This window comes from Desulfonatronum parangueonense, assembly GCF_054656975.1.
Genome location: NZ_BAAHXH010000003.1, coordinates 3,838,723 through 3,863,264, shown reverse-complemented (window position 1 = coordinate 3,863,264; position 24,542 = coordinate 3,838,723). Strand labels below are relative to the sequence as shown.

Here is a 24,542-nt window from a genome sequence, read left to right as displayed (position 1 = left end):
TTGTCATCTGTCTCACTTCGTGCTCTTCGTGTCCTTCGTGGTAAAAAAACAAAACGCGAACCCAAACCAAGGAGAACGCAAATGCATATCGATCTGCCCCAGACGGGCCAATGGCTGGCCGCGGATGTTCAGACGCCCATCAGTCTGTTTCTCGGCCTGGTGGGCAAGCGCCCGGGGATCCTCCTGGAAAGCGCTGAAGTGGACGGTCGCCTCGGACGATACAGCCTGATTGCCTGGGATTTTCGGCTGCGCCTGAGCTGCCGGGAAGGCCGCATGGACGTTCAGACCCATGACTCCAGTCTCAAGGACTTGGAAAAGCTGGATGGTGAGGAATTCATCCCCGCCCTGCGCGAGATCATGGCCTCGCTGCGCATTACCCCGCAGGACGAGTTCGCGGACCTTCCACCACTGGTCAGAGGTCTCTACGGCTACTTCGGATACGGAATGGCCGGATTGTTCGAACCCAAGCTTGCCTCGCTGCTGCCTCCGTCCCAGGCCGACTGCTGCCTCGTTCTCCCCGGCCGGGTGGCCCTGTTCGACCACCTGCACCATCGCTGCTGCGTGCTGAGCCTCGACCCGGACCGCAACTCCGTGGAAGAACTGCAACAGGCTGTTCCGGACGAGCCGCCGGTGGTGGGCCAGGTCCGGCACATCCCCGAGGGCGATGAATTCATGGAACGGGTTCGCCGAACCAAGGAACTGATCCGCACCGGCGAAGTGATCCAGACCGTCATCTCCACCCGGTTCGAAGCGCCCTTTTCCGGCGAGCCCTTCGTGCTCTACCGGCGGCTGCGCCAGATCAATCCCTCCCCCTACATGTTTTTCATGCGCCTGCCCCGGCTGACCCTGCTGGGCTCCTCCCCGGAACTGCTGGTGCGCTGCGAGGGAGGCCTGCTCCAATCCCGCCCCATTGCCGGAACACGGCCCCGCGGGGAAACCGAGGCCTTGGACCGACAACTGGCCGTGGAACTGCTGGCCGATCCCAAGGAGCGGGCCGAGCACGTCATGCTCGTGGACCTGGGGCGCAACGACCTGGGCCGTATCGCTGCGCCGGGCTCTGTGGAGGTGGGCAAATACATGCAGGTGGAGCGGTTCTCCCATGTCATGCACATGACCTCCTACGTTCAGGCCCAACTGGCCGAAGGCAAGGATGCCCTGGACGTGCTCCAGGCCACCTTCCCCGCGGGCACGGTCAGCGGCGCGCCCAAGATCCGGGCCATGGAAATCATTGCCGAACAGGAACAACTTCCCCGGGGACCCTATGCCGGGGCAGTGGGCTGGCTGGGCTTGAATCCGGCAAGCGGAACGCGGCAAAACGAGGTCAACCTGGACACGGGCATCACCATCCGCAGCCTCTGGGTCCGGGACGGGCAGGTCCATTTTCAGGCCGGAGCCGGGATCGTATACGACTCCGACCCCGTCAAGGAATGGCAGGAATGCCACAACAAGGCCCGAGTGCTGTTGGAAGCCTTCAAACGTCAGGGAGGAAGCGATGTTTTTACTTATCGATAACTATGATTCATTCACATTCAACCTGGTCCAGGCGTTCCAGGTTCTGGGGCATTTTCCCCACGTGGTGCGCAACGACCAGCCCGGGTTGATGGATCTGGCCCAAAACCCGGATTTGCAAGCCGTGATCATATCTCCCGGACCCAGCCGCCCGGAAAACGCCGGACAATGCCTGGATTTTCTCAAGCTCCTGCCGACCACAATCCCTGTCCTGGGCATCTGTCTCGGCCACCAGATCCTGGGACATCATGCCGGGGCTTCCGTGGTGGTTGCCGACCGGATCATGCACGGCAAGACCTCCGCGGTGCTCCATACCGATGAAGGACTCTTCGCCGGACTGCCCCAGCCCCTGGAATGCGGACGCTACCATTCCCTGCTGGTCCGGGTGGAGGAAGCTCCGGATCTTCTGGAACGCACCGCCTGGACCGAAGAGGGCGAAGTCATGGGCCTGCGCTACAAGGACAGGCCGTGGTGCGGCGTGCAGTTCCATCCCGAATCCATCCTGACCCCTGACGGCCCCAGGCTTCTGGACAATTTTCTCAAGATGCAGCCCATTGCGGCCTAACCGAGGAGGACAAGTTATGACCGACAGCGTGAACGATATTCTTGAACAACTGGCCCGGCGACAGCCCCTGACGGACACCCAGGCCGACCGGATCTTCAACGCCCTGCTCCAGGGCGAACTGGGTCCAGCCCAGGCCGGCGCCTTTCTCATGGGTCTGCGGGCCAAGGGCGAGGACTCCACGGACCTGGCCGCCGGCGTGCGGGCCGGGTTGGATCATGCCCTCCCGATCCCCGGTCTGTCCGGCGTGCGCATCGACACCTGCGGTACCGGAGGGGACAACGCCTGCAGCTTCAACTGCTCCACGGCCGTGGCTCTGTTCCTGGCCGAGATGGGCTATCAGGTGGTCAAGCACGGCAACCGGGCCGTGTCCTCCTCCTGCGGCAGCGCCGACGTGCTCGAGGCTCTGGGCCTGCCCCTGGACACCGAACCGGAGCAGGTGGCCGACCACCTGGCGGCCCGCAAGTTCGTCTTTCTTTTTGCTCCGGCCTATCATCCGGCGTTCCGGCACATCATGCCCGTGCGCCGGGAACTGGGCATCCGGACCCTGTTCAATCTCATGGGCCCCCTGCTCAATCCGGCCCGCCCCACCCACCAGCTCATCGGCGTGGGCGACCCGGCTTTCCTGTTCATCATGGGCGAAGCCCTGCTGCTCACCGGCGTGGAGCGGGCCCTGGTGGTCCATGGAGCCGGAGGCTACGATGAGCTGACCACCTTTGGTCCGGCCCGGTGCTACATCATCAAGGACGGCATCATGGAAAAGACGGCCATCAACCCGCAGAAGCTGGGGTTTGCGCGCCATGCTCCGGAAGACGTCACCGTGAAGGACAAGGACCATGCCGTGGGCGTGATGCGCGAAATCCTGGCCGGCAACGGCCCCAAGGCCATGGCCGAAATGGCGGCCCTGAACCTGGCCGCCTGCCTCTACCTCCTGGAAGAGGGCAAAACCCTGATCGAGTGCGCGGAGCTGGCCCGGGACGCGGTCAAAAAGGGTGTCGGCAGCCGGGTGCTCCATGCTTGAAAAATTCCGCCGCGCCAAGGAAGCCGAAATCCAAAAGCTGCAACGGATGGTCGCAGCCGGGACGCCTCCGGAACCGCTCTCCATTGCAAGACCATCCCTGCGCCAGGCCCTGCTGGACCACGGCCCAGGAGCCGTGATCGCCGAATACAAGCGCGCCTCGCCCAGCAAAGGCTTGATCAATGCGACATGGACCCCGGTTCAGGCAGCCGAGGGCTATGCCCGGGCCGGAGCCGCGGCCCTCTCCGTGCTCACCGAGGAAATCCACTTCCAGGGCAGTCTGGATTTTTTGCCCATCATGGCCGATACCGGCCTGCCCGTCCTGCGCAAGGATTTTCTGCTGCACCCGCTGCAGGTCCTGCAAACCGCCGCCACCCCGGCCTCGGCCTTGCTGCTGATCGCCCGGATGCTCACCCTGGCGGAGCTGGAAGCCATGCTCGGCGCGTGCCGGGAGCATGGCCTGGAAGCCGTGGTGGAGGTCTTCGACGCCGCCGATCTGGAGAAAGCCAAGGCCGCCGCCTCGAACATCATTCAGGTCAACAACCGGGACCTGGACAAGTTGACCACGGAATTGCGCATTTCCGAGGAACTGATCAGGCACAAATCTTCCGATGAAGCCTGGATCAGCGCCAGCGGCATGAACTCGGCTCGGGACATGCGCCGGATGCGCAATGCCGGCTTCGACGGGCTGCTCATCGGCACGCGATTGATGCAGGAACCGGATCCGGGCCTTGCCCTCGCTCAGCTGCTGGAGGAACTGCATGCTGCCTGAATTCCGAGTCGTCCATCATTCATCAGGACGGCGACGGCCGTTGATCAAGATCTGTGGATTACGTCGGCCCGAAGATGTCCTGCTTTGCGACGAAATGGGCGTGGACTGGACCGGCTTCATCTTCCATCCGCCCAGCCCCCGCTCTGTCGACCCGAAGCTCGTGGCCGGCTTGCCCAAAGGCCAGGCGGCACGGGTCGGTGTTTTCGTCGACCAAAGCGCGGAGGAAGTACTCAGGATCATGGAAATGGCCGGGCTGGATCTGGCCCAATTGCATGGCGGGCAGGACCGGAAATTCTGCGCCGCCGTGGGCGCTAATCGGGTCATCCGAGTCTTCTGGCCGCAACGCTACGCGAGGCGAGAGCTTCTGGAACAGGATCTGGACGCTTACGCTTCGGTCTGCCGCTGGTTTCTCCTGGATGCCGGAACCAGCGGCGGCGGGCATGGAGCAAGTCTGGACTTCGCCGGCCTGCACGGCCTGAACTCCCCCAGCCCCTGGCTGCTGGCCGGGGGGCTGGGTCCGGAAAATATCCGCCAGGCCCTGGACCAGTGTACACCCGACGGACTGGATTTGAATTCGGGAGTTGAAGTCGCTCCGGGAATGAAGTCCAGGCTGAAACTGGAAATGGCAATGTGGAAGATCAATGCAGCCAAACCGGTAACAGACCAGTGAAGCAGCTGATGGAGCACCTCATGAGGATTTACACAGGATAGTGGTAACTGCACAAGAATTGAGGCGAGCATGGCCTGGATGCCCGCCTTCGCGGGCATGACGAGCTTAATGACAGCATCTTTGCAACTACTCAGCAGAGCCAGAAAAAGACCTGGATACCGGCTTTCGCCGGTATGACTAGCGTGGGAAAGGCTTGCCCAGATACGTCATTCCGGCGAAAGCCGGTATCCAGTGCTGGAGAATGATCATGCACCGTATGTGCTGGGTAGTGCGTACCTTTTTAATGTCATTATTGCTAAGGCGGGAATCCAGGTGCATGGTAGCTATCAGGCTGTACCCGAATTTTATACAGTTTCGGATATTATTATCGAGAATGTTCTTCAATCTGTGTCAATCTGTGTCAATCCGCAAACAAAAATCTTAACAACCGTATCACGTGGACAATTAAGGAGAACCGATGAAAAAAGGATATTTTGGCGATTTCGGCGGGCGATTCGCGCCGGAGCTGCTCATGCCGCCGTTGTTGGAGTTGGAAGAGGCCATGGAACGGATCATGCCCACCGAAGCCTTTGCACGGGAACTTGGTGATCTGCTGGAACACTATGTCGGTCGCCCCACGGCCTTGTACCATTGTGCGCGCCTCTCGAAAGAGCTTGGCTTCGGCGTCTGGCTCAAACGCGAGGATCTGGCCCATACCGGGGCGCACAAGATCAACAACACCGTAGGCCAGGCCCTGCTGGCCAAGCACATGGGCAAGACCAGGCTGGTGGCCGAAACCGGCGCTGGGCAGCACGGCGTGGCCACGGCCACGGCCGCGGCGCTGCTTGGCCTGGAATGCCTGGTGTACATGGGAGCCGAGGATGTTGTCCGCCAGGCCCACAACGTTCAGCGCATGGAACTGCTGGGCGCTCGCGTTCAGCCCGTGGAGTCCGGCAGCCGGACCCTGAAGGACGCCATCAATGCAGCCATGCGCCACTGGATCGCCGAGCAGGAGCAGACCCATTACTGTCTCGGCTCCGCCGTGGGACCGCATCCGTTCCCGCTCCTGGTGCGCGAACTGCAGGCCGTCATCGGCCGCGAAGCCCTGGAGCAGTTCCGGCGACGGACCGGCGGTCTTCCCAACCGGGTCGTGGCCTGCGTGGGCGGGGGATCCAACGCCATCGGCATGTTCCATGCCTTTGTTCCCCACCCGGAAGTCGCGCTGATCGGGGTGGAGGCCGCGGGTGACGGATCACCGGGCTGCTGTCATTCCGCCACCCTGAGCACCGGAACCACCGGCGTGCTGCACGGAACCATGACCAGGCTCCTGCAGACCCCGGAGGGTCAGATCCTGCCGTCCCATTCCCTGGCTCCCGGCCTGGACTACCCCGGCGTCGGACCGGAGCATGCTCACCTGCAGGCCCTGGGTCGCGCCGAGTATGTCAGCGTCACTGACGATCAGGCCCTGGCCGCCTTCATGCGCCTTGCCCGGACCGAAGGCATCCTCGCGGCCCTGGAAAGCTCCCACGCCCTGGCCTATGCGGTCGGTCTTTCCGGCACCCTGCCTGCCACCGAGAACGTGGTCATCTGCCTCTCGGGCCGCGGCGACAAGGATCTGGAAATCGTCCGCGCCGCCTTGTCCAAAAGCAAATAAATAATCGCGAAATCCATCACGACACTCTCAACATCCTGGAGCATCAACAATGTCCCACAATCTTCTGACCCAAAAAATCGAACAGGCAAAATCCCAGGGCCGCAAGGCCGTGATGCCCTACCTCCCCGCCGGGTATCCGAACAAGCAGGATTTCTGGGCGCACATCCAGGACCTGGACGCCGCCGGAGCGGACATCATCGAGATCGGCGTGCCCTTCTCCGATCCCGTGGCCGATGGACCCATTGTCGAACAGGCGACCTTGCGCTGCCTGGAACAGGGCATATCCCTGGATTGGATTCTGGATGAGTTGCGTCTACGACGTGCTTCCGTCAACGCCGGAATCGTCCTGATGGGTTACATGAATCCCTTTCTGCAATACGGCATCCCCAAGCTGGCCAGGGAAGCCTCGGAAGCCGGCGTGAACGGCCTGATCATCGCGGACCTGCCCTTTGAGGAAAGCGCGGAAATCCGGGAGGACCTGCTGGCGCACGCCATCGACCTGATCCCCCTGGTCGGCCTGAACAGCTCGCCGGAACGGTTGCGCATGCACGCCGACAAGGCAACGGGTTTCGTCTACTTCGTCTCGGTCATGGGCACCACCGGCGAGCGAGCCTCCCTGCCTCCGGAACTGCAGTCCGCCCTGATCCAGGCCAGATCAATATTTTCCATCCCCCTGGCCCTGGGCTTCGGCCTGCATTCACCCAACCAGCTCCAGGGCGTGGAAGAGTCGGTGGACGGAGTTGTCATGGGCAGCTCGCTGATTCGGCACATCGCGGAAACAGGGCGAGTGGGAAGTTTTTTAAGCCCCTGGATGAATTGACACTGTCTCTTGTGAGAGACATGAAAATCAGCTTGTTTGATGATCTGAAATAGTTACTGTTCAGCCATGTTCCGGCTTGTCTCGATTTTTCGGCCTCGCAACACCTTCACCGGCTTCGTAGCATCGGACCATTGCTCGGATAAACATCCATGGGCGCTTCAGGCGTTGGGCAATGGTTCGATGAACGAATCCTGGCTCAGTCAGAGAGGCGATGCCAAAAATCAAGACAAGCCGGAACACTCCGAGTTTATCATGAAAGCGCTGAATAGTTACCTGGAATAAGCCGTCGAGTCATTGCCGGATGCTCACTCTCAAGGTGCCAACCCGCGCTTTGGTTTGCTGACGGCCGCATGGCAAAGCCAGCCAAGCATGAAACAGATGCTTTCCAACAATTTTGTAGCACTCGTTGCTTTTTTCACATAGACCTCGTACATGTCGCCGAAACTACGCCGCATGGGATACCATAGCACAATCAGAATCCATTACGACGCTACCTGGAGGAAATGATGAAAAAGGCTATGACTGGACTTGCCGTTATTCTCGGTTTTCTGCTGGTTTGTTTTCTGCCATTGATCACCGGCGCCCAGGCGCCTGTCAACGCGAGTTACGTCGGCAGCAAGCAATGCGCGGACTGTCACTATGATCAGTATGCAAACTTCATCGAACATTCCAATAAATCCAAATCCGATCATAGCGTGCGTCTGATGGCGCCGAAGCTGACCCCCGAGGAACTGCGGGAATGTTACGGCTGCCATACCACGGGATATACCCGTCCCGGCGGGTTTCGCAGTTTCGAGGAGACCCCTGATCTCGGGCATGTCGGCTGCGAAGGCTGTCATGGACCTGGCTCCGTGCATGTGCTTACCGGTGATCGAGCCGATATCCGAGGCAGCCTGACCATTGAGATTTGTCGGCCCTGCCACGAAGATGAGCGCGTTCGGGTAATCAATTACAAACCCCTCCTTCATGCCGGCGCCCACTAAGAGAGGATGTGATCATGCAAATACTCCGCGCCTCCCTGGGAACCAAAATCCTCGTCCTGGTCAGCATCCTCACGGCAACGGTCTTCACTGCCTTATTTCTCGTCAACTCCTACTGGCAACGCAGCGACGCCATGAGTCAGATCGACCGCATGGGCCTGCGCGTCACCGACCTCCTGCAACTGGCCATCGAGGAGCCGATGCTCATCGGCGACGATGCCGGCACGCGAGCCCAGTTTGCGAAAGTCGCGGGTTTATATTCGGACGTGGATATTTATCTGACCGACTTTCGCGGCAACATCACCTACTCCACGCAGCATGAGGTCATTCGCCGAGACATGCTTACAGTGGTTGACCATGATCAGATTCGCGAGCTGCTGCAAGACGGTTTGCTTCGGGAAACCGATCGGGAAGTGCTTATCGAACAGGCGGAAGCCACCAAATACGTCCGTCTGCGCTCCATCCCCAACGAGCCAAGTTGTTATCACTGCCATGGATCATCCCAGCCGATATTGGGCGCCATGCTCGTGTTTCAGGACGTCAGCGAGGATATCGCGATCCTTAGGGACCATCAGGTCAAGGGAGCGGCCTTGTCCGCCGGCGGTTTCGCCATTCTGCTGATCGGTCTGCTGGTCTTCATGCGCAGGGCGGTGGTGGGAAAAATCGCCACACTCAGCTCCGCCAGTCAGAAAATCAGCCAGGGCGACTATTCCGTCGAGTTCGAGGTCACGGGGGCCGATGAACTGTCGCAACTCGCCGGCAACCTGCAATTCATGGTTCGCGGCATTCAGAATCAGTTGGAATACAACAAGGGGGTTCTGGAAGGGATTGCCGTGGCCATGTACGTCACGGACAAGGACGAACGGATCCAGTTCATGAACGACCAGGCCCTGCAACTGCTCGGCAAATCCAGGGAAGACGTGGAAGGACGAACGGCCGGCGAAATCATGCGTGGTCAAGCCGGCGTCGGTGCGGCTTCGGAGGTTCTGCGCGAGGGCAAGCTGATCAAGGGCAAACGCGAATACCAGCACCCCAATGGCCGACTGGTGCCCATCTACCGGGAAGTTTCACCGCTCAAGGATGCCCAGGGGCAGGTGGTGGGGGCCATCGGCGTGCTGATCGACCTGAGCCAGGAAGAGGAAGCCAAAACACGAATCCAGAATCAGCAGGACAATCTTTTGACCGTTGCCCGGGATGTCACCGAGGTGGCCCTCAATCTCTCTTCCGTGGCTCATAAATTGTCCGGTCAGATCAGCACGGTCAATGAACGGATCGGGCATACCGAGCAGCAAACCACCCAGGCGGCCACGGCCATGAACGAGATGACCACCACGGTCATCGAAGTGGCCCGTAATTCCGCCAGCACCGCCGATGCCGCGGCCCGGGCGACCCAAAGCGCCAAGGAAGGCGGCGAAGGTGTCCGAGGAACCGTGGAGGACGTCAAGAAAGTGGCCCAGGACACGGATATTCTTTCCCGTTCCCTGAATGACTTGGCTCACCGGGCCGAGGACATCGGCCAGGTGCTCGGCGTCATCAACGACATCGCCGACCAGACCAATCTCCTGGCCCTCAACGCCGCCATCGAGGCGGCTCGCGCCGGAGACGCAGGTCGCGGATTCGCCGTAGTGGCCGATGAAGTGCGCAAACTGGCCGAACGGACCATGCAGGCGACGAAACAGGTGGAGGAAGTGATCACCACCATCCAGAACAGCACCCGGGACGCGGTGCGCAAGATGGAACAAACCCGCCAGGTGGTGGACGATACGGCCAAGAAGGCCCTGCTCACCGGCGAGGCCTTGCAGTCCATCGTCTCCCAATCCGAGTCCATCGCCGACATGGTGACCACCATTGCCACCGCCGCGGAGCAGCAATCCGTCACCAGCGATGAAATCAACGAGAACATCAGCCAGGTCAGTCAGCTCTCCATGGCCAACAGCCAGGAAATCCAGACCGCGAACCTCGATATCCAGGAGATTGCCCGCATGTCGGATCAATTGAGCGAACTGGTCAAACGATTCAAGGAAAGCTGATCAATCAATGAAAGACTACGACAGTTTCCAGAAACTTCTGGACGAACAGTATTGCTGGCCCGCGGTGTATCCTTTCAAATTCATCGTACCCAGGGCGAGTTCCGAAAAACTGCTGGCCGTGTTCGAGTCCCGGGAGGGAGTGAGCGTGCGCGAATCCGGCAAAGGCAATTACATCAGCGTGACTGCCAATGTAGTCATGCCCTCCAGTGCCAGTGTGATCGCGGTCTATGAAGCTGTAGCGGACATCGAGGGGATCATTTCTTTGTAGGTACCCTTTGTAGATACCGGGGACATGTTCGCCCGCGGAGGCGATCAAACAACAGGCCGTTGGCATTTTTCATTGCCAACGGCCTGTTTGTTTATGCAGGAGTAACTATTCAGTTCATCCGGAGGGTGGTCATTTACCTGCACTGGATTCCGGCGTTCGCCGGAATGACTTATCGTGACAAGCTGTATCTATACAGTCATACCGGCGAACGCCGGTATCCAGATCTTTTTCGCGGATTTTGCTGAATAGATACATGCAGGATTCAATTCTTTGCTATCCCAGGGGCGTGTTCTCCACCAGATCCCAGACCCCGCAGGGGCAGCATTTGCCGCAAAAACCGCAGCCGATGCATTTCTCCGGATTGGCCAAACGTTCGTATCTGCCGTCGCCCAGATCCTTGCGCTCGATGGCCGCCGCAGGGCAGACCACGTCGCACAGGCTGCAGTCCATGCAAGAACCGCAAGACGAGCACTGTGAGGCGCACTGGTTCAGGTCGTTGTATTCCGTGATCCGGGGATCATAATATTCCAGGGTCATCCGCGAATAGTCGATGCGTTCGGAGGATTCGCTGTACTCGATGGAGTAGTCCTTCAGCCAGGAAGAATCCATCGACGGACGCTTGCCCGTGGCGATTTCATCGATGATCCCGGCCGCCTTGCGGCCTGCGCCGATGGCGTCGGTGAGCAGGCCTGGCTTGACGATGTCCCCAATGGCAAAAACCTGCGGGTCGGAAGTCTGATTATTCTCATTGACCAGGACAAAACCCCGGTCCGTGGCGATGGCTTCGGGCAAAAATCCCAGATCGGGCAGGTCGCCGATGGAGATGACCACGGTGTCCGCCGGGATCACCTCCCCGGTGGTCAGCATCACGCCTTCGGGAGTGATTTCCTTGGTGAAGCATGGATACCGGAAAACCGCGCCGGCGCGTTCCGCGGCCTTGCGCTCTTCGCCGAAGGATGCCGGTTCCTGGATGTCGATCAGGGTGATTTCGTCCGCGCCCAGGCGGTGCCCCTCGGTGGCCACGTCGCAGCCCACATTGCCCGCTCCGATGATCACCAGCCGTCGACCCACGGGTTGATTGTCCAGCTTGGCGTTCTTCAGGAAGGTCAGGGCCGGCACGATCCGTTCCGCGCCGGGGATGGGGATGGTCCTGGGTTTCTGGGCGCCCGTGGCAATGACCACAAAGTCGAAATCCGCCTTCAGTTGATCAAATTCCTTGTGGGAAAGGTTTTGCTGCAGATGAACATGGGGCAGGATTTGACGGGCACGCTCGACTTCCGCCTCCAACACCTCCTTGGGAATGCGCTGTTCGGGAATGGCCGTGGCCATCTTGCCGCCGAGCACCTTTTCCATGTCGTAAATCCAGGTATCGTGTCCCTTGAGCCGGAGTTGCCAGGCCACGGAAATGCCTGCCGGTCCGCCGCCGATCACCGCCACGCGAGTGCCGCTCAACTCCGGGAGTTTGGGCGGCTTCGATCCGACGCCTTTCCTGCCCAAATCCGTGATGTCCACGGGCTGCAGCCCTCCGGCCACGCCCTTGGTGCAGCCCTGCATGCACAAATGCGGGCAGAGGTATCCGCAGATGGTGGCCGGAAACGGAGTGAAGGCCAGGGCCACGTCCACTGCCTCGTCCACCTTGCCTTCGCGAATCAAACGCCAGCGCTCCTGAACCGGCATGCCCGTGGGACAGGCGGCCTGACATGGGGCGAGATACTTGCGATGCTCCCAGACCGGCACATAGCGGCGCAAGTCTCCGGTGGTGATCAGGGGGATCGGGCTGCGATCCAGGTTGGTCAGATCACCGATCATGCCGCCGCGGCCCAATTCTCTGTCCCAGATATCGCGGCGAAACTCAGTGATTGAGCGGCGCTTTGCCCCGATCTTTTCCATTGGCGTGCGTGCGCTCAGACACTGCCACTCTTCACGGATCGTGAGCCCAGCAAGAAGCTCCTTGCGATGCACCTTGTCGAGGAAAATCTCCATGTTCGTGGTCAGCCACTGCCATTCCTCGTCGGATATGGGCGTCAGCTTGGCGTCCGCCTGGCTGTAGCCATGAATGGGACCGCGAAAGAAAATTTTCCCGCCGACCATGCCCACGCAGGGACGATAGCCCAGCACGTTGGAGGGATCCTGCGCCTCGTGACCGCAAACAACGGCAATCCCCCCGGCCATGAACTCGGCGAAGTAATCCCCCGTCGACCCCAGAACCCACAATTCCGGATGGGAAAATCGCGGGTTGAACTTGGTCATGGTCATGCCCCGGGAACCAATGGGACCGGCGACAAAAACCTTGCCCTGGGCCATGGCGTTGCAGGCGCCGTTGGTGGCATAGCCATGGACGATGATTTCCGCCCCGGCATTGAGCCAGCCGATGTCGTCGGACGCCGGGCCGTGAATTTCAATGGTTGTTCCCGGCGAACCCATGGATCCGGTGCGCTGGCCGGATGAACCGGTAATCCGCACGTTGATCGGCTTGCCTTCCGGCTGAAAAAGCCGCCCGCCAATACCATGCTGACCTCGGGCCTCAACTTCCAGGTCACAGGCGCCGTTGCGCACGGCCTCCTGAATGCGCTCTTCCAGAATCCGGGAAGAAACCCGCCCTGTCTCGTCTTTACCGGCGATGCGTACTGCTTCTGCGTTGCTCATATATGCCTCGTCAAGAGATATTTCCGTTCACGGACGTTATGGATGAACGGTTCACGTTTTCCTGGGTAGAGTATCGAAAAAAAATTGCGTAAGTATTCAGCAATTAAAATAAAGACTTGTATTTGATTTAATGTTGTTTTTCACCACGAAGAGCACGAAGAACACGGAGGATACAGGAAACAAACATCTGATGTTGCACCTCGCATTCATTCACAATTACCACAATGGAAACTCAGCCTTCGTGTCCTTCGTGCTCTTCGTGGTCGATCATCATGAACACGGATCAGCTGAGTTGTTACATCAAGCGCAACTGTCGCGGATCGTCGCTGGCCCTCGTTGCTCGTGCAACGAAGGCCGACTGAACCGCAAAATCAATCCCTACACCACGTACTTGATTTGCAGCCTTTCCGCCGCGGCCTTGTCGGCAATGCCCAAAGCATCGGACATCCCGATGGGCAGGGAGGTGGAGCGGCCCAGGGGAGCGACGATTTTCTTGAGTTCCGTGTCGAACCCGACGAACACGTCCACCACCCGCTCGGCCACCTGTTCCGGGTCCAGGCGGCGATACAGCCGCGGATCCTGGGACGTGATGCCCTTGGGACAGCGGCCGATGTTGCAGATGTTGCAGCGATCGCCCTCGGATCCGAGACAACCGGCCGCGGCCTGCATGATGTACTTGCCGATCTGGACCGCGCTGGCCCCGAGCATGATCAGGGCCGCGGAGTTGGCCGCCAGGTTGCCGTTCTTGCCCGCTCCGCCGCCGGCAATGATGGGCAGCTCGTTCTGTTTGCCCAGCTTGACCAGGTTCAGATAGCAGTCCCGCAGATTGGAGGCGATGGGATGGCCCATGTGGTTCATGGACACGTTGTAGGCCGCGCCGGTGCCGCCGTCCTCGCCGTCGATGGCCAGCCCCGCGGCATAGGGATTGCGGGTCAGATTGTTCAGCACGGAAAGCGACGTGCTGGAGGCGGAGATCTTCGGATATACCGGCACCCGGAAACCCCAGGCCATGCTCATGGACTGGATCATCTTGGCCACGGCTTCCTCGATGGAGTACTTGGTCTGGTGCGTGGGCGGGCTGGGCAGGCTGACGCCGGGCGGCACGCCGCGGATCGCGGCAATGAGCTGGTTGACCTTGTGCCACTGGAGCAGTCCGCCGTCGCCGGGTTTGGCGCCCTGACCGTACTTGATTTCCACGGCGCAGGGGTCTTCCTTCATGTGCGGAATGGCGTGAATGATCTCATCCCAGCCGAAATAGCCGCTGGCGATCTGGAGAATGACGTACTTCATGAAGCGCGAGCGCAGCAGCCGGGGCGGACATCCCCCCTCGCCGGTGCACATGCGCACGGGCATGCCCAGCTCCTCGTTGAGATAGGCCACCCCCATCTGCAATCCTTCCCACATGTTCGGGGACAAGGCTCCGAAGCTCATGGAACCGATCATCAATGGATAGATTTCCCGGACCGGCGGCATCCAGCCCTGCTCCCGGCGGGCCTTGAGCGCTTCCGCCGGAGGCAGAATGCGTCCAACCAGCGTGCGCAGCTCGAACTCATGGCGTCCGGCGTCCAGGGCCGGGTCCGTGAGCATGGAGATGCGCATGAACTTGATCTGATCCAGAACGCTTTCCCCGGCATTGCGCCGGCCGCCGCGGGTTCTCGGCTGACCGCCCCTGTCGCGATGATAGCGCAACGTGTCCATGCTTTCTGACTTCAGCGGCCGGATGGCGTTGTTCGGGCAGACCATGTTGCAGGTGGCGCAGCCGATGCACGCATAGGCCGGATCCGTGCGCTGCCGGATGCCGTAATAGACGTTGGAACTGGAGGTGGGCTTTTCCCGCAGGCCCAGGGGCGGCGTGACGATGGTCCGCTTGCGGAAGGTACCCAACTCGATGGAGTTGACCGGGCATACCGCCGTGCATCTCCCGCACAGGGTGCAGGTATGGATATCCCAGTTGATCTGCCAGGGAAGGTCGCGTTGACTTAATGTAGATGGGGTAACGGCTGCGTTTGCCGGCATATTCGAATCTCCTGACAATCGGGTGACACAATGGCCGTGTCAAGGTGCATGGGTTGAAAATCCTTGGATTTGTCGCGTTCCGGAATGGCCGCGTCCAGTCCGCAGGACTCGGACGAGAAGGCGTACAGGCCTGGCCTGCCGCCGACAATGCCGGGACGCAGTTTCTTGCGGTCCTGGACCATGAACATGGTCTTGTCCGGCAGACAGCCGATGACGCAGTTCGGGCCGTCAATGATCAGCCGCCGGCAAGCCTGCTTCAGTGTATGCAGAAAATCCCGGTCCGGATGAGCTTCCAGATCTTCAGCCTGAAGCGGGGTGATCACGTGCTTGTAGGCTTCCAGGCCGAGCCCGAGTCCCTTGAGGGTAAAATGGAGGATATGGGTGAACACCTCGGAGTCGGATTGGTATCCTTCATAGCCGGGAACGCCCTGGGTGCTCAAATATTCCTTGATGGGCACAAAGGCTGTGTTCTCGCCATTGGTCATGGTGGACACGCCCTGGATGAAAAAGGGATGACACGCGTACAGATTGATGCCGTAGTTGGTGTTCTGCCTGCCCTGAGCAAGTATCCGCCCCGCGAACAGTTCCTCCCGGTCCAGGCCAAGATATTGGCCAATTTCCATGGGATCGCCGACTTCCTTGATCATGATCACGTCCGGCCAGAAACTGAAGACGACCATGTCCTCCTCGGCCTGGCCCATGTGGCGCAACGCCAGCCGGGTCTTGGTCAATTCCTGTTCGCGAACCGTCGGCTCCAGGTCCTTCCAGTGCGCCGGAGGTTCGTAGACCTGGCTCAGATAGATTTCCCTGCGGGGAGTGCCCGGAGGAGTCTCTTTCATGTTCAAGGTCAGTTGAAATTTGGGAACAAACCCTTTCTCGGCCATGACGGTGTCCAGACGGCGCAGGCCATTCTGGGTGAAAATGCCGGAAAGGATGGGCAGGTCTTTGAATTCCTGGAAAGGACCGGAAAGATCAGTCAGAAAAAGACCGATTCCCGAACCGTCGTGACCTTCCTTCATCACATCCAGCGCCTCAATGGCCCGCATTGGCGATACGGGCTGGGAACTGGTCAGAGAGAATAAGCGGCACATGGGTAAACTCGTTCATTGAGGTGAGAACAGTACATCAACTTGATGACGCAAGACGATTGCCGACTGAAAGTTGAAAAGCAGCATAACAAATACCCGCAATATGGAGCATGAAATGGCACCTGAAATTCCCACAAAGATACAAAAATGTATTAACAGGAGTCAGGGCTTTCAGCAAGAAGCCACATAAATGTGTGAGACAGACAAAAAAACATCCGCCCCATGCCGGATATCACCAAAAACAGGAGCATAAATAATGATACGCCATATCCATTTTTTTCAGGAAAACGTACAAAAATGCAGACTTATGATGACAGTTGCCATTTTTGAAACATCTCTAACGAATGCTTCTCTTCATGGCAAGGTTTTTCTTTCAGGATTTGTAAAAGCTTTCGTAATTTCTCAGCACTTTTCATGACAAACTTGGATTGTTCCGGCTTGTCTCGATTTTTGGCATCGCTCAGTCTGACTGAGCCAGGATTCGTTCATCGAACCTTTGCCAATCGCCTGAAGCGCCAATGGATGTTTATTCGAGCAATGGTTCGATGTACGAAGCCGGCAAAGGAGTTGCGAGGCCGAAAAATCGAGACAAGCCGGAACGAAGCTGAATAGTACAAGCTTTCAGGGAGGGGCTCAGGGATTGTCGCCCAGGAATGGCGTTCTCGTTGATAAACACCACGGGTCCTGGTAGAGGAGTTGGGTACAGTATCGGTAAAAGCCGCTGCATGCCTGTCATAGTCCGTAATGCAATGCTTTAGGAGGTCGTCTCATGGATGTCGCCGTTGTGGTCGATCAAATAGCCAATTTGCAGATCCTGAACCAGTTCCTGCTTTCGTTGTTTCTCCTCATTCCCATGGTCCTGGTGGCCAGGACGGCCGTGGCCGGGACCCGCTATTCGCCTATCCTGATCATCGTCATTTTCGGGCTGACCATGGGTTACGTGCTGGTGGCCAGCGGCGTATCCACTCCCGGCTTGCCTCAGTTTTCACTGATCGACCTTGTCAGCCGAACGACCATTGTCGCCTTGACGGTCTCCTTTTTCGTGGGAGGGCAGGAACTGCGGAAGATCCTGGGCGGTGTTGAACTTGATCCGGACGACATGGTGGTTCCCTCCACGGAAGAAACCGTTTTGGGTACGGGGCGCACCCAGCTTGTCTTCATCATCCGTTCTTTTTTCCTGTTGATTGGAATCGAGGCCTTGTACCGCCTGATCGTGGGTCTGAGTTTCAGCGATCTCAGCCGGTTCTATCCGCTGATTGCCTATCTCGGGCTGGTGGGCGCCGTGATCCTCATCGATCACAAGGCCAAAGTGGCCAACAAGCGCCTGTATATCAAGATGGGGCTGGTGGAAGTGGCTGCCATTCTCGGCATTCTTCTGGTGTCGTATACCATTGCGATGTGGATCAGGCCCGTCATTGCCCTGCCCCAGATCTTTTTTGCCATGATCATTGCCGCCGGTCTTGGAGCGTTGATGTATCGCTGGCGTTTCGGGCCGACTATCCGGGCCCTGCTGTTTGCCGGAATTCCCGTTGTTCTGGCCGCCAATTTCATGATCGGCGGATCCCGAATCACCGAAGCCTTTGCCATCACCGGCATGAACGCCGTCCTGGCGTATGGTTTTTTCGGGCAAATGTTCTGGATGTTCGGCGGAATCGCCTTGCTGATGCTGTTCGGTAAAACCAATCAGGCCCGCAACCTTGCTCCGGGCATGGCCGGCGCCTTGTCCCACTCCGGATTGACCGGCGCCTGTACGGCTGGAGACCTTGGCAAAACGGCTGCCTACCGGGCGCCGATCATGATCAACATCCCTTTTTTCGGCCATATTTTCGTTTTTTCAGTGCTGGCCATGAGCGCACAAGTTGACAGACTGATCATGTGGCCGTCCCTGCTCATAGTTCTGGTCGGCATCCTGCTGACCGTCTACTCCATGCGGACCATGGGCAGAGCCGGCGGGAAGGACGCCAGCGAGGTCAAGGGATTGATGCAATTTTCCTTTGGCTGGCAGCTCTGCGCCGTATTCGGCGGATTCGTCCTGCTCAGCATCGTCGGCATGCCTCTGGGGTTTACGGCCATGGCCGTATCTTCAGGCATTTCCCACTTTGGTCTGTTCGCCGCCACCCAGGGCGGCATGTTCGGCGAGGAAGCAGCCCTCTTGATTCCCTTCATTTTCTCCATGCCGTTCCTCGTCCACCCCGTCGTTTTTTTCATGTTCGGGCGGGCCATGGAAAACGAAGGTGAAATGCCGAGAACGCCGGTCTTCATCCTGGCCGCCGTTGGATTTTTGGGAATCCTGTATTCAATGTTTGCGGTATAACAAATAAACGGAGTAACTATTCAGCACATACGGTGCATGACCATTCCCCAGCACTGGATTCCGGCTTTCGCCGGAATGACGTATCGGAGCAAGCCGTTTCCATGTTAGTCATACCGGCGAAAGCCGGTATCCAGATCTTTTTTCTGACTCTGCTGAGTAGTTACAAAACTGATTCCATTATCGCGTAATTCGCCTGGGGTTGGGCTTGCCCATTGCGTGGCGTTTGCCCAGGTACTATCCGACTGGGTCAGGGCTGATGCACGGTAATCAGCACAATGCCCCACAGGGCGATGACCACACCAACCACCTGGGCTCTGGTCATGTTTTCCTTGAAAAAAACCCGCGCCAGAAACATGGTCGGCGCGGGAGAAAGGGCGACGACCACGGCAATGATGGAGACCAGACTGTCCTGAATCGCCAGTAAAAAAAACAGGACTCCGAGGGACTGCAGCACTCCCGCCGAGACAATATGGGGCAGGTTTTGCCGTTGAAAAATCAGGAGTGATCTTGTCGCAGCGAGCACGACCCCGGTAGTCGCAACCGCGGCAATGCTCGCTGCGAAAACCGGCCACATGATATTGCCGTGCATGCTTGCCTGCTTCATGAAGATGCCGAGCAGGCCGAACCCGATGCCGGCCAGAGTTGCCCCCAACAAGCCCGGGGTTTTTAGAATCTCGCCCAGACGTCCCGCAATGACCAAAGCAGTGACTTGACTCCTTCCCCCCGGATTTGTTCCCGCTGGGGCCAACGCCCGTTTGGGGACATGCGACATGATGCCCACGGCGATGATGACGCAGAATATGCCCCAGACAGCCATCCATGTGGGGCGTTCTCCAAGGGCGAGGCCAAGTGCAAACGGCACCACCGCCGACCAGATCGCCGTGATCGTGGCCACAATCCCCATGTTCCCCATGGCCAGAGCCCGATAATACGCAAAAATCGACAACGCGACGACAGCACCTGCAACGGATCCCCACCCGACAGCCAAGACCGTTGGCTGTTCCCTGATCAGGCCCAGGACGACCCCGAACATCACCAATCCCGTCAATTGGGAAAGAAAGGTCACCGTCAGCGCGGGCGACCTCCGCGATGCCAGACCAGCGCTGAAATCCGCCGCTCCAAATGCGACGGCGGCTAAAAGTGCGAGCAATATGTCCATGTCTTTCTCTTTTCCTCATTTCCGCATTTAAGAATTTTTATCAAAGGAATAAGCAATTCTGCGTATTGTGCATCTACACGCCGACAAGATATCTTTTGCATATTCCGGCAAAAATTGAGGGTGTGATAAAAAAAAGCGCCGAACGTTCCGGCATCCCACACCCGCGCTGATACATCTGAAATATTGCCGGTGCGTGAGGCATCGTCGTGAAAGCGCAGTTCTTGAAACTATTCGTTCGGATCCGGTCCAGCTTGTGGTTCATCCCTGTTGTCATGTCCTCCGGGGCAGTGGCTCTGGCCCTCATAACCATCGTCCTGAAGGATCCCTTGGCGGAGTTTTTTGAGTTGACCATGGGCTGGACTTTTTCCGGCGGAGCCGAGGGCGCCAGCGCTGTGCTCAAAACCATAGCCGGTTCAATGATCACTATTGCCGGCGTCGTCTTCTCCATGACGCTGGTAGCCCTGTCGCTTGTCTCTTCCCAGCTCGGTCCCAGACTGCTCCGCAATTTCATGCGCGACACGCCGACCCAGGTCGTGCTCGGCACATTCGTCGCGACATTTTTGTATTGTCTTGTCGTACTGCGCACGGTGCGCCGCGTGGAATCTCCCGGTGATACGGTTTTCGTTCCGCACTTGTCAGTCACTCTGGCCGTGCTGTTCGCTGTCCTGAGCGTAGGGGTCTTGATCTACTTCATTCACCATGTCTCTGTTTCCATCCAGGCCAACAACGTCGTGACCCGGGTCGGCAAGGAATTGCTGAAAACCCTCGACCAGCTTTACCCGGAAAAGCGTAACGGGGATGCTTCTCGAACCATAGAGCCGCCCACCCCGGATTTTCTGGATGCGATCTCCAGGAAGTCTCAGCCCGTACTTGCTGCCGGCGACGGCTATGTCCAGTTCATCGACAAGAATGATCTGCTGGAATGGGCTGGAGAGAAAGACGCGATCATTCGGCTGGAGCAGCAGCCGGGACAGTATATTGTCGCGGGACGCCCGTTGGCACGTATTTGGCCGGAAAACAAAGTTACCGACCAGGTTGCGAAACGGGTCAATCGAGCCTTCGCCCTGGATCGGGAAAGAACACCGAGCCAGGATATTGAGTTTGCGGTCCTTGAACTTGTCGAGATTGCCTTGCGCGCCCTGTCGCCCAGTTTGAACGACCCATTCACGGCCATCGCCTGCATCGATCAACTGAGCTCCGCTCTCTGCCGACTGGCCCAGCGGGACAAACCGTCACCCTATCTTTACGACGATCGGCGTAAATTGCGAGTCATTGCCCCCCCTTTGCGGTTTTCGGAAATCACGGACGCGGCATTCAACCAGATCCGGCAAAATGCCCGCTCCAATGTTGCGGTGACCAACCGCCTTCTGGAAACAATCGCCACCGTGGCCAGTTTCGCGCGTCGCCCGGAAGATCGAGCTACGCTTTTGCGACACGCGGAATTGATTGTCCGAGGCGCCCGCGAAGGTTTGCCGGAAGAATCGGACCGCTGGACCGTGGAAGAAAAGTATCAAGGCGTCGTTCGGCTGTGCAGGGAACCAGCTACGGCGGGTTCTTGATCTTGCATGTTCATTTGCCGACGGCCAGGACAGTGTGGCATGAAAAGATCTTCGTAACTATTCAGGTAACTGCTCAAAAACTTGTGGCATTCAACGGGATAAATCCTGGGAGCGCCGCACTCCAGTGCGGCAACGGTGTAACGCACTCAAGGCAAAGTTCCGGCTGGAGCATGGTCCCAGTAGCTTGGTCACGAAACTCCGCGTCGACGGGTATACCTACACAAGGGAACTTCATCGCCCGGAGTTTTTGAGCAGTTACCTATTCAGCACATACGGTGCTTGACCAGTCCCCAGCACTGGATTCCGGCTTTCGCCGGAATGACGGATCGGAGCAAGCCGTTTCCATGTTGGTCATACCGGCGAAGGCCGTTATCCAGATCTTTATTCTGGCTCTGCTGAATAGTTACGATCTTCGTAACTATTCAGTAAATGCTCATCGAAAACCGGGAACTGGTCCGGCTGAAGTAGTTACAGATATTCAACAGGAGACAACGTAATGGATACAACCACCACGCCAAAAGATCCCGCGGCCGACCGCTCCGGATGGAAGTTCGACAACAGCTATGCCCGGCTGCCGGAGACATTGTTCGTCCGACTGAACCCGGTCCCGGTGCGTGATTCCCGACTGATCATCTTCAATCGTCCCTTGGCGGAGTTTCTGGGACTGGATGCGGACACACTATCTGGAGCAAAAGGGGCGGAGATCTTTGCCGGCAACAGCATTCCGGAGGGCGCGGAGCCTTTGGCCCAGGCCTATGCGGGGCACCAGTTCGGGTACTTCTCCATCCTTGGCGATGGTCGGGCGATCCTGCTCGGAGAGCAGATCACTCCGCGAGGAGAACGGTTCGACATCCAGTTCAAGGGTTCCGGACGCACGCCCTTTTCCCGGCGGGGAGACGGACGCGCCGCCTTGGGGCCGATGTTGCGGGAGTACATCATCAGTGAGGCCATGGACGGCCTGGGCATTCCCACGACACGCAGCCTTGCCGTGGTGACCACCGGAGAGCCCGTGTTCCGCGAAACCCCGCAGACAGGAGCCATCCTGACCAGGGTCGCGTCCAGCCACATTCGCTTCGGCACGTTTGAGTATCTCGCTGCGCAGGGAGACCGGAATACGATCCGAATCCTTGCCGACTACACATTGCACCGCCATTATCCGGATCGGATCAAGACCGAAAATCCTTACCTTGCACTGCTGCGGGCCGTCCTGGAGCGCCAGGCGTCCCTGGTGGCGAAATGGCTGCATGTCGGTTTCGTCCATGGCGTAATGAACACGGACAACATGACCCTGTCCGGCGAGACCATCGACTACGGTCCCTGTGCCTTCATGGACGCCTACGACCCGGAGACGGTCTTCAGTTCCATCGACAGGGACAGACGCTATGCCTATGGCAACCAGCCCCAGATCGCCCAATGGAATCTCTCCCGCTTCGCGGAGACATTGCTGCCTCTGATTGCTCCGGATCAGACAAAAGCCATCGATCTTGCCCAAAAAGAGATTTCTTCCTTTTCAGAAATTTTCGAGCAGGCCTGGCTTTCGGGGATGCGGAGCAAGATCGGTCTTTTCCATGCAAAGGACGAGGATCAAAACCTGGTCCAGGAACTGCTCTCCTGTATGCACAAGAATCGGGCCGACTATGCCAACACCTTCCGGGACCTGGCCTCTGAACAGCTTCCGGATGCACCTCTGTTCCAGGATCCAACCTTCCAGACATGGCGCGAGCGCTGGTTGGCGCGACTGTCGGAACAGGCAGAATCCAGGGAAGAATCCCGCCAATTGATGCAGGCCCGCAACCCGGCGGTCATCCCCCGCAACCACAAGGTTGAAGAGGCTCTGGAAGCAGCGGTGGAGCGTAACGACTTGAGCGTGATGCAGCGCCTCGTTGATATCCTCTCCCGGCCCTACGAGAGCCGTCCGGAACACGCCGAATACTGCCTGCCTCCCGAACCATCGGAGCGGGTCTATCAGACCTTCTGCGGCACATGACCCGGCTTTCTCACAAAATTTCAAGGCCCGATTTCCGCGCAAGCGCGGAAATCGGGCCTTGTTTATTTGAAAAAAATCAGCCGTGTAACTACTCAACTTTCGAACGGGGAAGAGGTTGGCTTAACACAAACTTGTGGCAAGCATGACCTGGATTCCCATCTTCGCCGGAATGGCTGTTTATAACACCTCCGGTCCAACATCCCGTGAAGTGAATATCCAGCCCGATTTTACCCGGACGAGCAGAATAGTTACACAACAGTGAACGCTACATGAATGCCTCGCAGCTTCCGGGCAGGCCGAAACCGTTGTGAACGCAGATGGATTCGCGGGAGGCTTCCCGGACATCGAAAGCAACCATTTCCGTAACCATTTCCGGAAAGCTGATCTCGGGGGTCCAGCCCAGTTTTTCCCGGGACTTGGTCGGATCGCCGAGAAGGCTTTCCACTTCCGTTGGCCGGAAGTAGCGAGGATCCACGGAAACCAGGACATCGCCCTCCGTCAGTGAAACGTCCTTCCCGATGCGTTGCAGGCAGGACTGGATGATCGGAGACGGCTGATATTTTGCGACAATGCCCTTTTCCTCAAGCCCCTCGCCTTCCCAGCGCAACTCAATGCCCACTTCCCGGAAAGCCAGTTCGCAGAATTCCCGGACGGAATGCTGTACCCCGGTGGCAATGACAAAATCTTCGGGCTGGTCCTGCTGCAGGATCAGCCACTGGGCACGCACGAAATCCTTGGCATGACCCCAGTCGCGCAAGGCGCCAAGATTGCCGAGAAAAAGATCCTTCTCCAGTCCCAGGGCGATGCGCGCAGCGGCCCGGGTGATCTTGCGGGTGACAAAGGTTTCGCCGCGAATCGGGGATTCGTGGTTGAAGAGGATTCCGTTGCAACCGAAAATGTTGTACGCCTCACGATAGTTCACCGTGATCCAGAACGCATACAGCTTGGCCACGGCATATGGAGAACGCGGATAGAACGGTGTGGTTTCGCTCTGGGGCACTTCCTGGACCTTGCCGTAGAGTTCCGAGGTGGAAGCTTGATAAAATCGTGTTTTATCCGTCAATCCAAGGAGGCGGATGGCTTCGAGCATGCGCAGGGTGCCGAGAGCATCGGTGTTGGCCGTGTACTCAGGGCTTTCAAACGATACCTTGACGTGGCTTTGGGCGGCCAGATTATACACTTCGTCCGGCTGCACCTCCTGGATGATCCGGGTCAGGTTGGTCGCGTCGGTCAGGTCCCCGTAGTGCATCAGGAAACGCACGTTCTCTTCGTGCGGGTCACGGTATAGATGGTCCACCCGTTGGGTGTTGAACAGGGAAGAACGGCGCTTGATGCCATGGACTTCGTAGCCCTTCTCCAACAGGAATTCCGCCAGATACGCCCCATCCTGACCGGTTATTCCGGTTATCAACGCTTTTTTCATGAGCAATTTCTCCTTGATTGATACTCGCTGTCCGCGTACGGACAAACGCACACGTTCATAACGGATTGCCGATTGCAGGGCAACTTTG

At 58.4% G+C, this 24,542-nt stretch carries 18 protein-coding genes; 13 read left to right on the top strand and 5 right to left on the bottom strand.

Going from position 1 to position 24,542, the window contains the following annotated elements; genetic code table 11:
• Positions 1-81: 81 nt before the first annotated feature.
• The 10 genes from ACYQ15_RS17330 to ACYQ15_RS17285 all read left to right on the top strand — a co-directional run bounded on the left by ACYQ15_RS17330 (position 82) and on the right by ACYQ15_RS17285 (position 10,262).
• Entirely contained in the window at positions 82-1,512 is a 1,431-nt protein-coding gene (locus ACYQ15_RS17330) for an anthranilate synthase component I family protein (RefSeq protein ID WP_459938751.1), read from the top strand.
• Complete coding sequence (locus ACYQ15_RS17325; RefSeq protein ID WP_459938750.1) at positions 1,493-2,074, top strand: anthranilate synthase component II; 582 nt, start codon at positions 1,493-1,495, stop codon at positions 2,072-2,074. The genes ACYQ15_RS17330 and ACYQ15_RS17325 overlap by 20 nt, the downstream gene beginning before the upstream one ends.
• Before the next feature lie 16 nt (positions 2,075-2,090).
• On the top strand, positions 2,091-3,092 hold the full coding sequence (trpD, locus tag ACYQ15_RS17320) for an anthranilate phosphoribosyltransferase (protein WP_459938749.1): 1,002 nt from the start codon (positions 2,091-2,093) through the stop codon (positions 3,090-3,092).
• Entirely contained in the window at positions 3,085-3,861 is a 777-nt protein-coding gene (locus ACYQ15_RS17315; protein ID WP_459938748.1) for an indole-3-glycerol-phosphate synthase, read from the top strand. The genes trpD and ACYQ15_RS17315 overlap by 8 nt, the downstream gene beginning before the upstream one ends.
• Positions 3,851-4,531 carry a phosphoribosylanthranilate isomerase gene (locus ACYQ15_RS17310; protein WP_459938747.1) on the top strand — a complete coding sequence of 227 codons (681 nt, stop codon included), beginning with the start codon at positions 3,851-3,853 and terminating at the stop codon, positions 4,529-4,531. Before ACYQ15_RS17315 ends, ACYQ15_RS17310 begins: the two co-directional genes overlap by 11 nt.
• A gap of 457 nt (positions 4,532-4,988) precedes the next feature.
• Positions 4,989-6,164, top strand: coding sequence for a tryptophan synthase subunit beta (gene trpB / locus ACYQ15_RS17305; protein WP_459938746.1), 1,176 nt, complete (start codon positions 4,989-4,991; stop codon positions 6,162-6,164).
• Between the two features lie 49 nt (positions 6,165-6,213).
• Positions 6,214-6,984 carry a tryptophan synthase subunit alpha gene (trpA, locus tag ACYQ15_RS17300; protein ID WP_459938745.1) on the top strand — a complete coding sequence of 257 codons (771 nt, stop codon included), beginning with the start codon at positions 6,214-6,216 and terminating at the stop codon, positions 6,982-6,984.
• Positions 6,985-7,487: 503 nt separating this feature from the next.
• Positions 7,488-7,967: a cytochrome c family protein gene (locus ACYQ15_RS17295; RefSeq protein WP_459938744.1), complete on the top strand. Its 480-nt coding sequence runs from the start codon at positions 7,488-7,490 to the stop codon at positions 7,965-7,967.
• A 14-nt stretch (positions 7,968-7,981) separates the two neighbouring features.
• A complete protein-coding gene (locus tag ACYQ15_RS17290) occupies positions 7,982-9,994 on the top strand; it encodes a methyl-accepting chemotaxis protein (RefSeq protein ID WP_459938743.1) in 2,013 nt (670 codons plus the stop codon).
• A 7-nt stretch (positions 9,995-10,001) separates the two neighbouring features.
• Positions 10,002-10,262 (top strand): DUF493 family protein, encoded by a 261-nt coding sequence (locus tag ACYQ15_RS17285; protein WP_459938742.1) that lies wholly within the window; start codon positions 10,002-10,004, stop codon positions 10,260-10,262.
• Positions 10,263-10,535: 273 nt separating this feature from the next.
• Here the strand turns inward: ACYQ15_RS17285 and ACYQ15_RS17280 are convergent, their stop codons facing one another.
• From ACYQ15_RS17280 to ACYQ15_RS17270, 3 genes are all read right to left on the bottom strand, one after another.
• Entirely contained in the window at positions 10,536-12,908 is a 2,373-nt protein-coding gene (locus ACYQ15_RS17280; protein WP_459938741.1) for an FAD-dependent oxidoreductase, read from the bottom strand.
• 378 nt (positions 12,909-13,286) lie between these two features.
• Positions 13,287-14,924 carry a glutamate synthase-related protein gene (locus ACYQ15_RS17275; protein WP_459938740.1) on the bottom strand — a complete coding sequence of 546 codons (1,638 nt, stop codon included), beginning with the start codon at positions 14,922-14,924 and terminating at the stop codon, positions 13,287-13,289.
• A complete protein-coding gene (locus ACYQ15_RS17270; RefSeq protein ID WP_459938739.1) occupies positions 14,888-16,015 on the bottom strand; it encodes a class II glutamine amidotransferase domain-containing protein in 1,128 nt (375 codons plus the stop codon). The genes ACYQ15_RS17275 and ACYQ15_RS17270 overlap by 37 nt, the downstream gene beginning before the upstream one ends.
• A gap of 766 nt (positions 16,016-16,781) precedes the next feature.
• Between ACYQ15_RS17270 and ACYQ15_RS17265 the strand changes: the two genes are divergently transcribed.
• On the top strand, positions 16,782-18,326 hold the full coding sequence (locus tag ACYQ15_RS17265; protein WP_459938738.1) for a hypothetical protein: 1,545 nt from the start codon (positions 16,782-16,784) through the stop codon (positions 18,324-18,326).
• A gap of 247 nt (positions 18,327-18,573) precedes the next feature.
• On the opposite strand, the gene ACYQ15_RS17260 is transcribed toward ACYQ15_RS17265, so the two are convergent.
• On the bottom strand, positions 18,574-19,485 hold the full coding sequence (locus tag ACYQ15_RS17260) for an EamA family transporter (protein WP_459938737.1): 912 nt from the start codon (positions 19,483-19,485) through the stop codon (positions 18,574-18,576).
• Positions 19,486-19,691: 206 nt separating this feature from the next.
• Between ACYQ15_RS17260 and ACYQ15_RS17255 the strand changes: the two genes are divergently transcribed.
• A complete protein-coding gene (locus ACYQ15_RS17255; RefSeq protein ID WP_459938736.1) occupies positions 19,692-21,044 on the top strand; it encodes a DUF2254 domain-containing protein in 1,353 nt (450 codons plus the stop codon).
• 496 nt (positions 21,045-21,540) lie between these two features.
• Positions 21,541-23,031: a protein adenylyltransferase SelO gene (locus tag ACYQ15_RS17250; RefSeq protein WP_459938735.1), complete on the top strand. Its 1,491-nt coding sequence runs from the start codon at positions 21,541-21,543 to the stop codon at positions 23,029-23,031.
• Positions 23,032-23,296: 265 nt separating this feature from the next.
• Here the strand turns inward: ACYQ15_RS17250 and gmd are convergent, their stop codons facing one another.
• Positions 23,297-24,454 (bottom strand): GDP-mannose 4,6-dehydratase, encoded by a 1,158-nt coding sequence (gene gmd / locus ACYQ15_RS17245; protein WP_459938734.1) that lies wholly within the window; start codon positions 24,452-24,454, stop codon positions 23,297-23,299.
• Positions 24,455-24,542 lie beyond the last annotated feature (88 nt).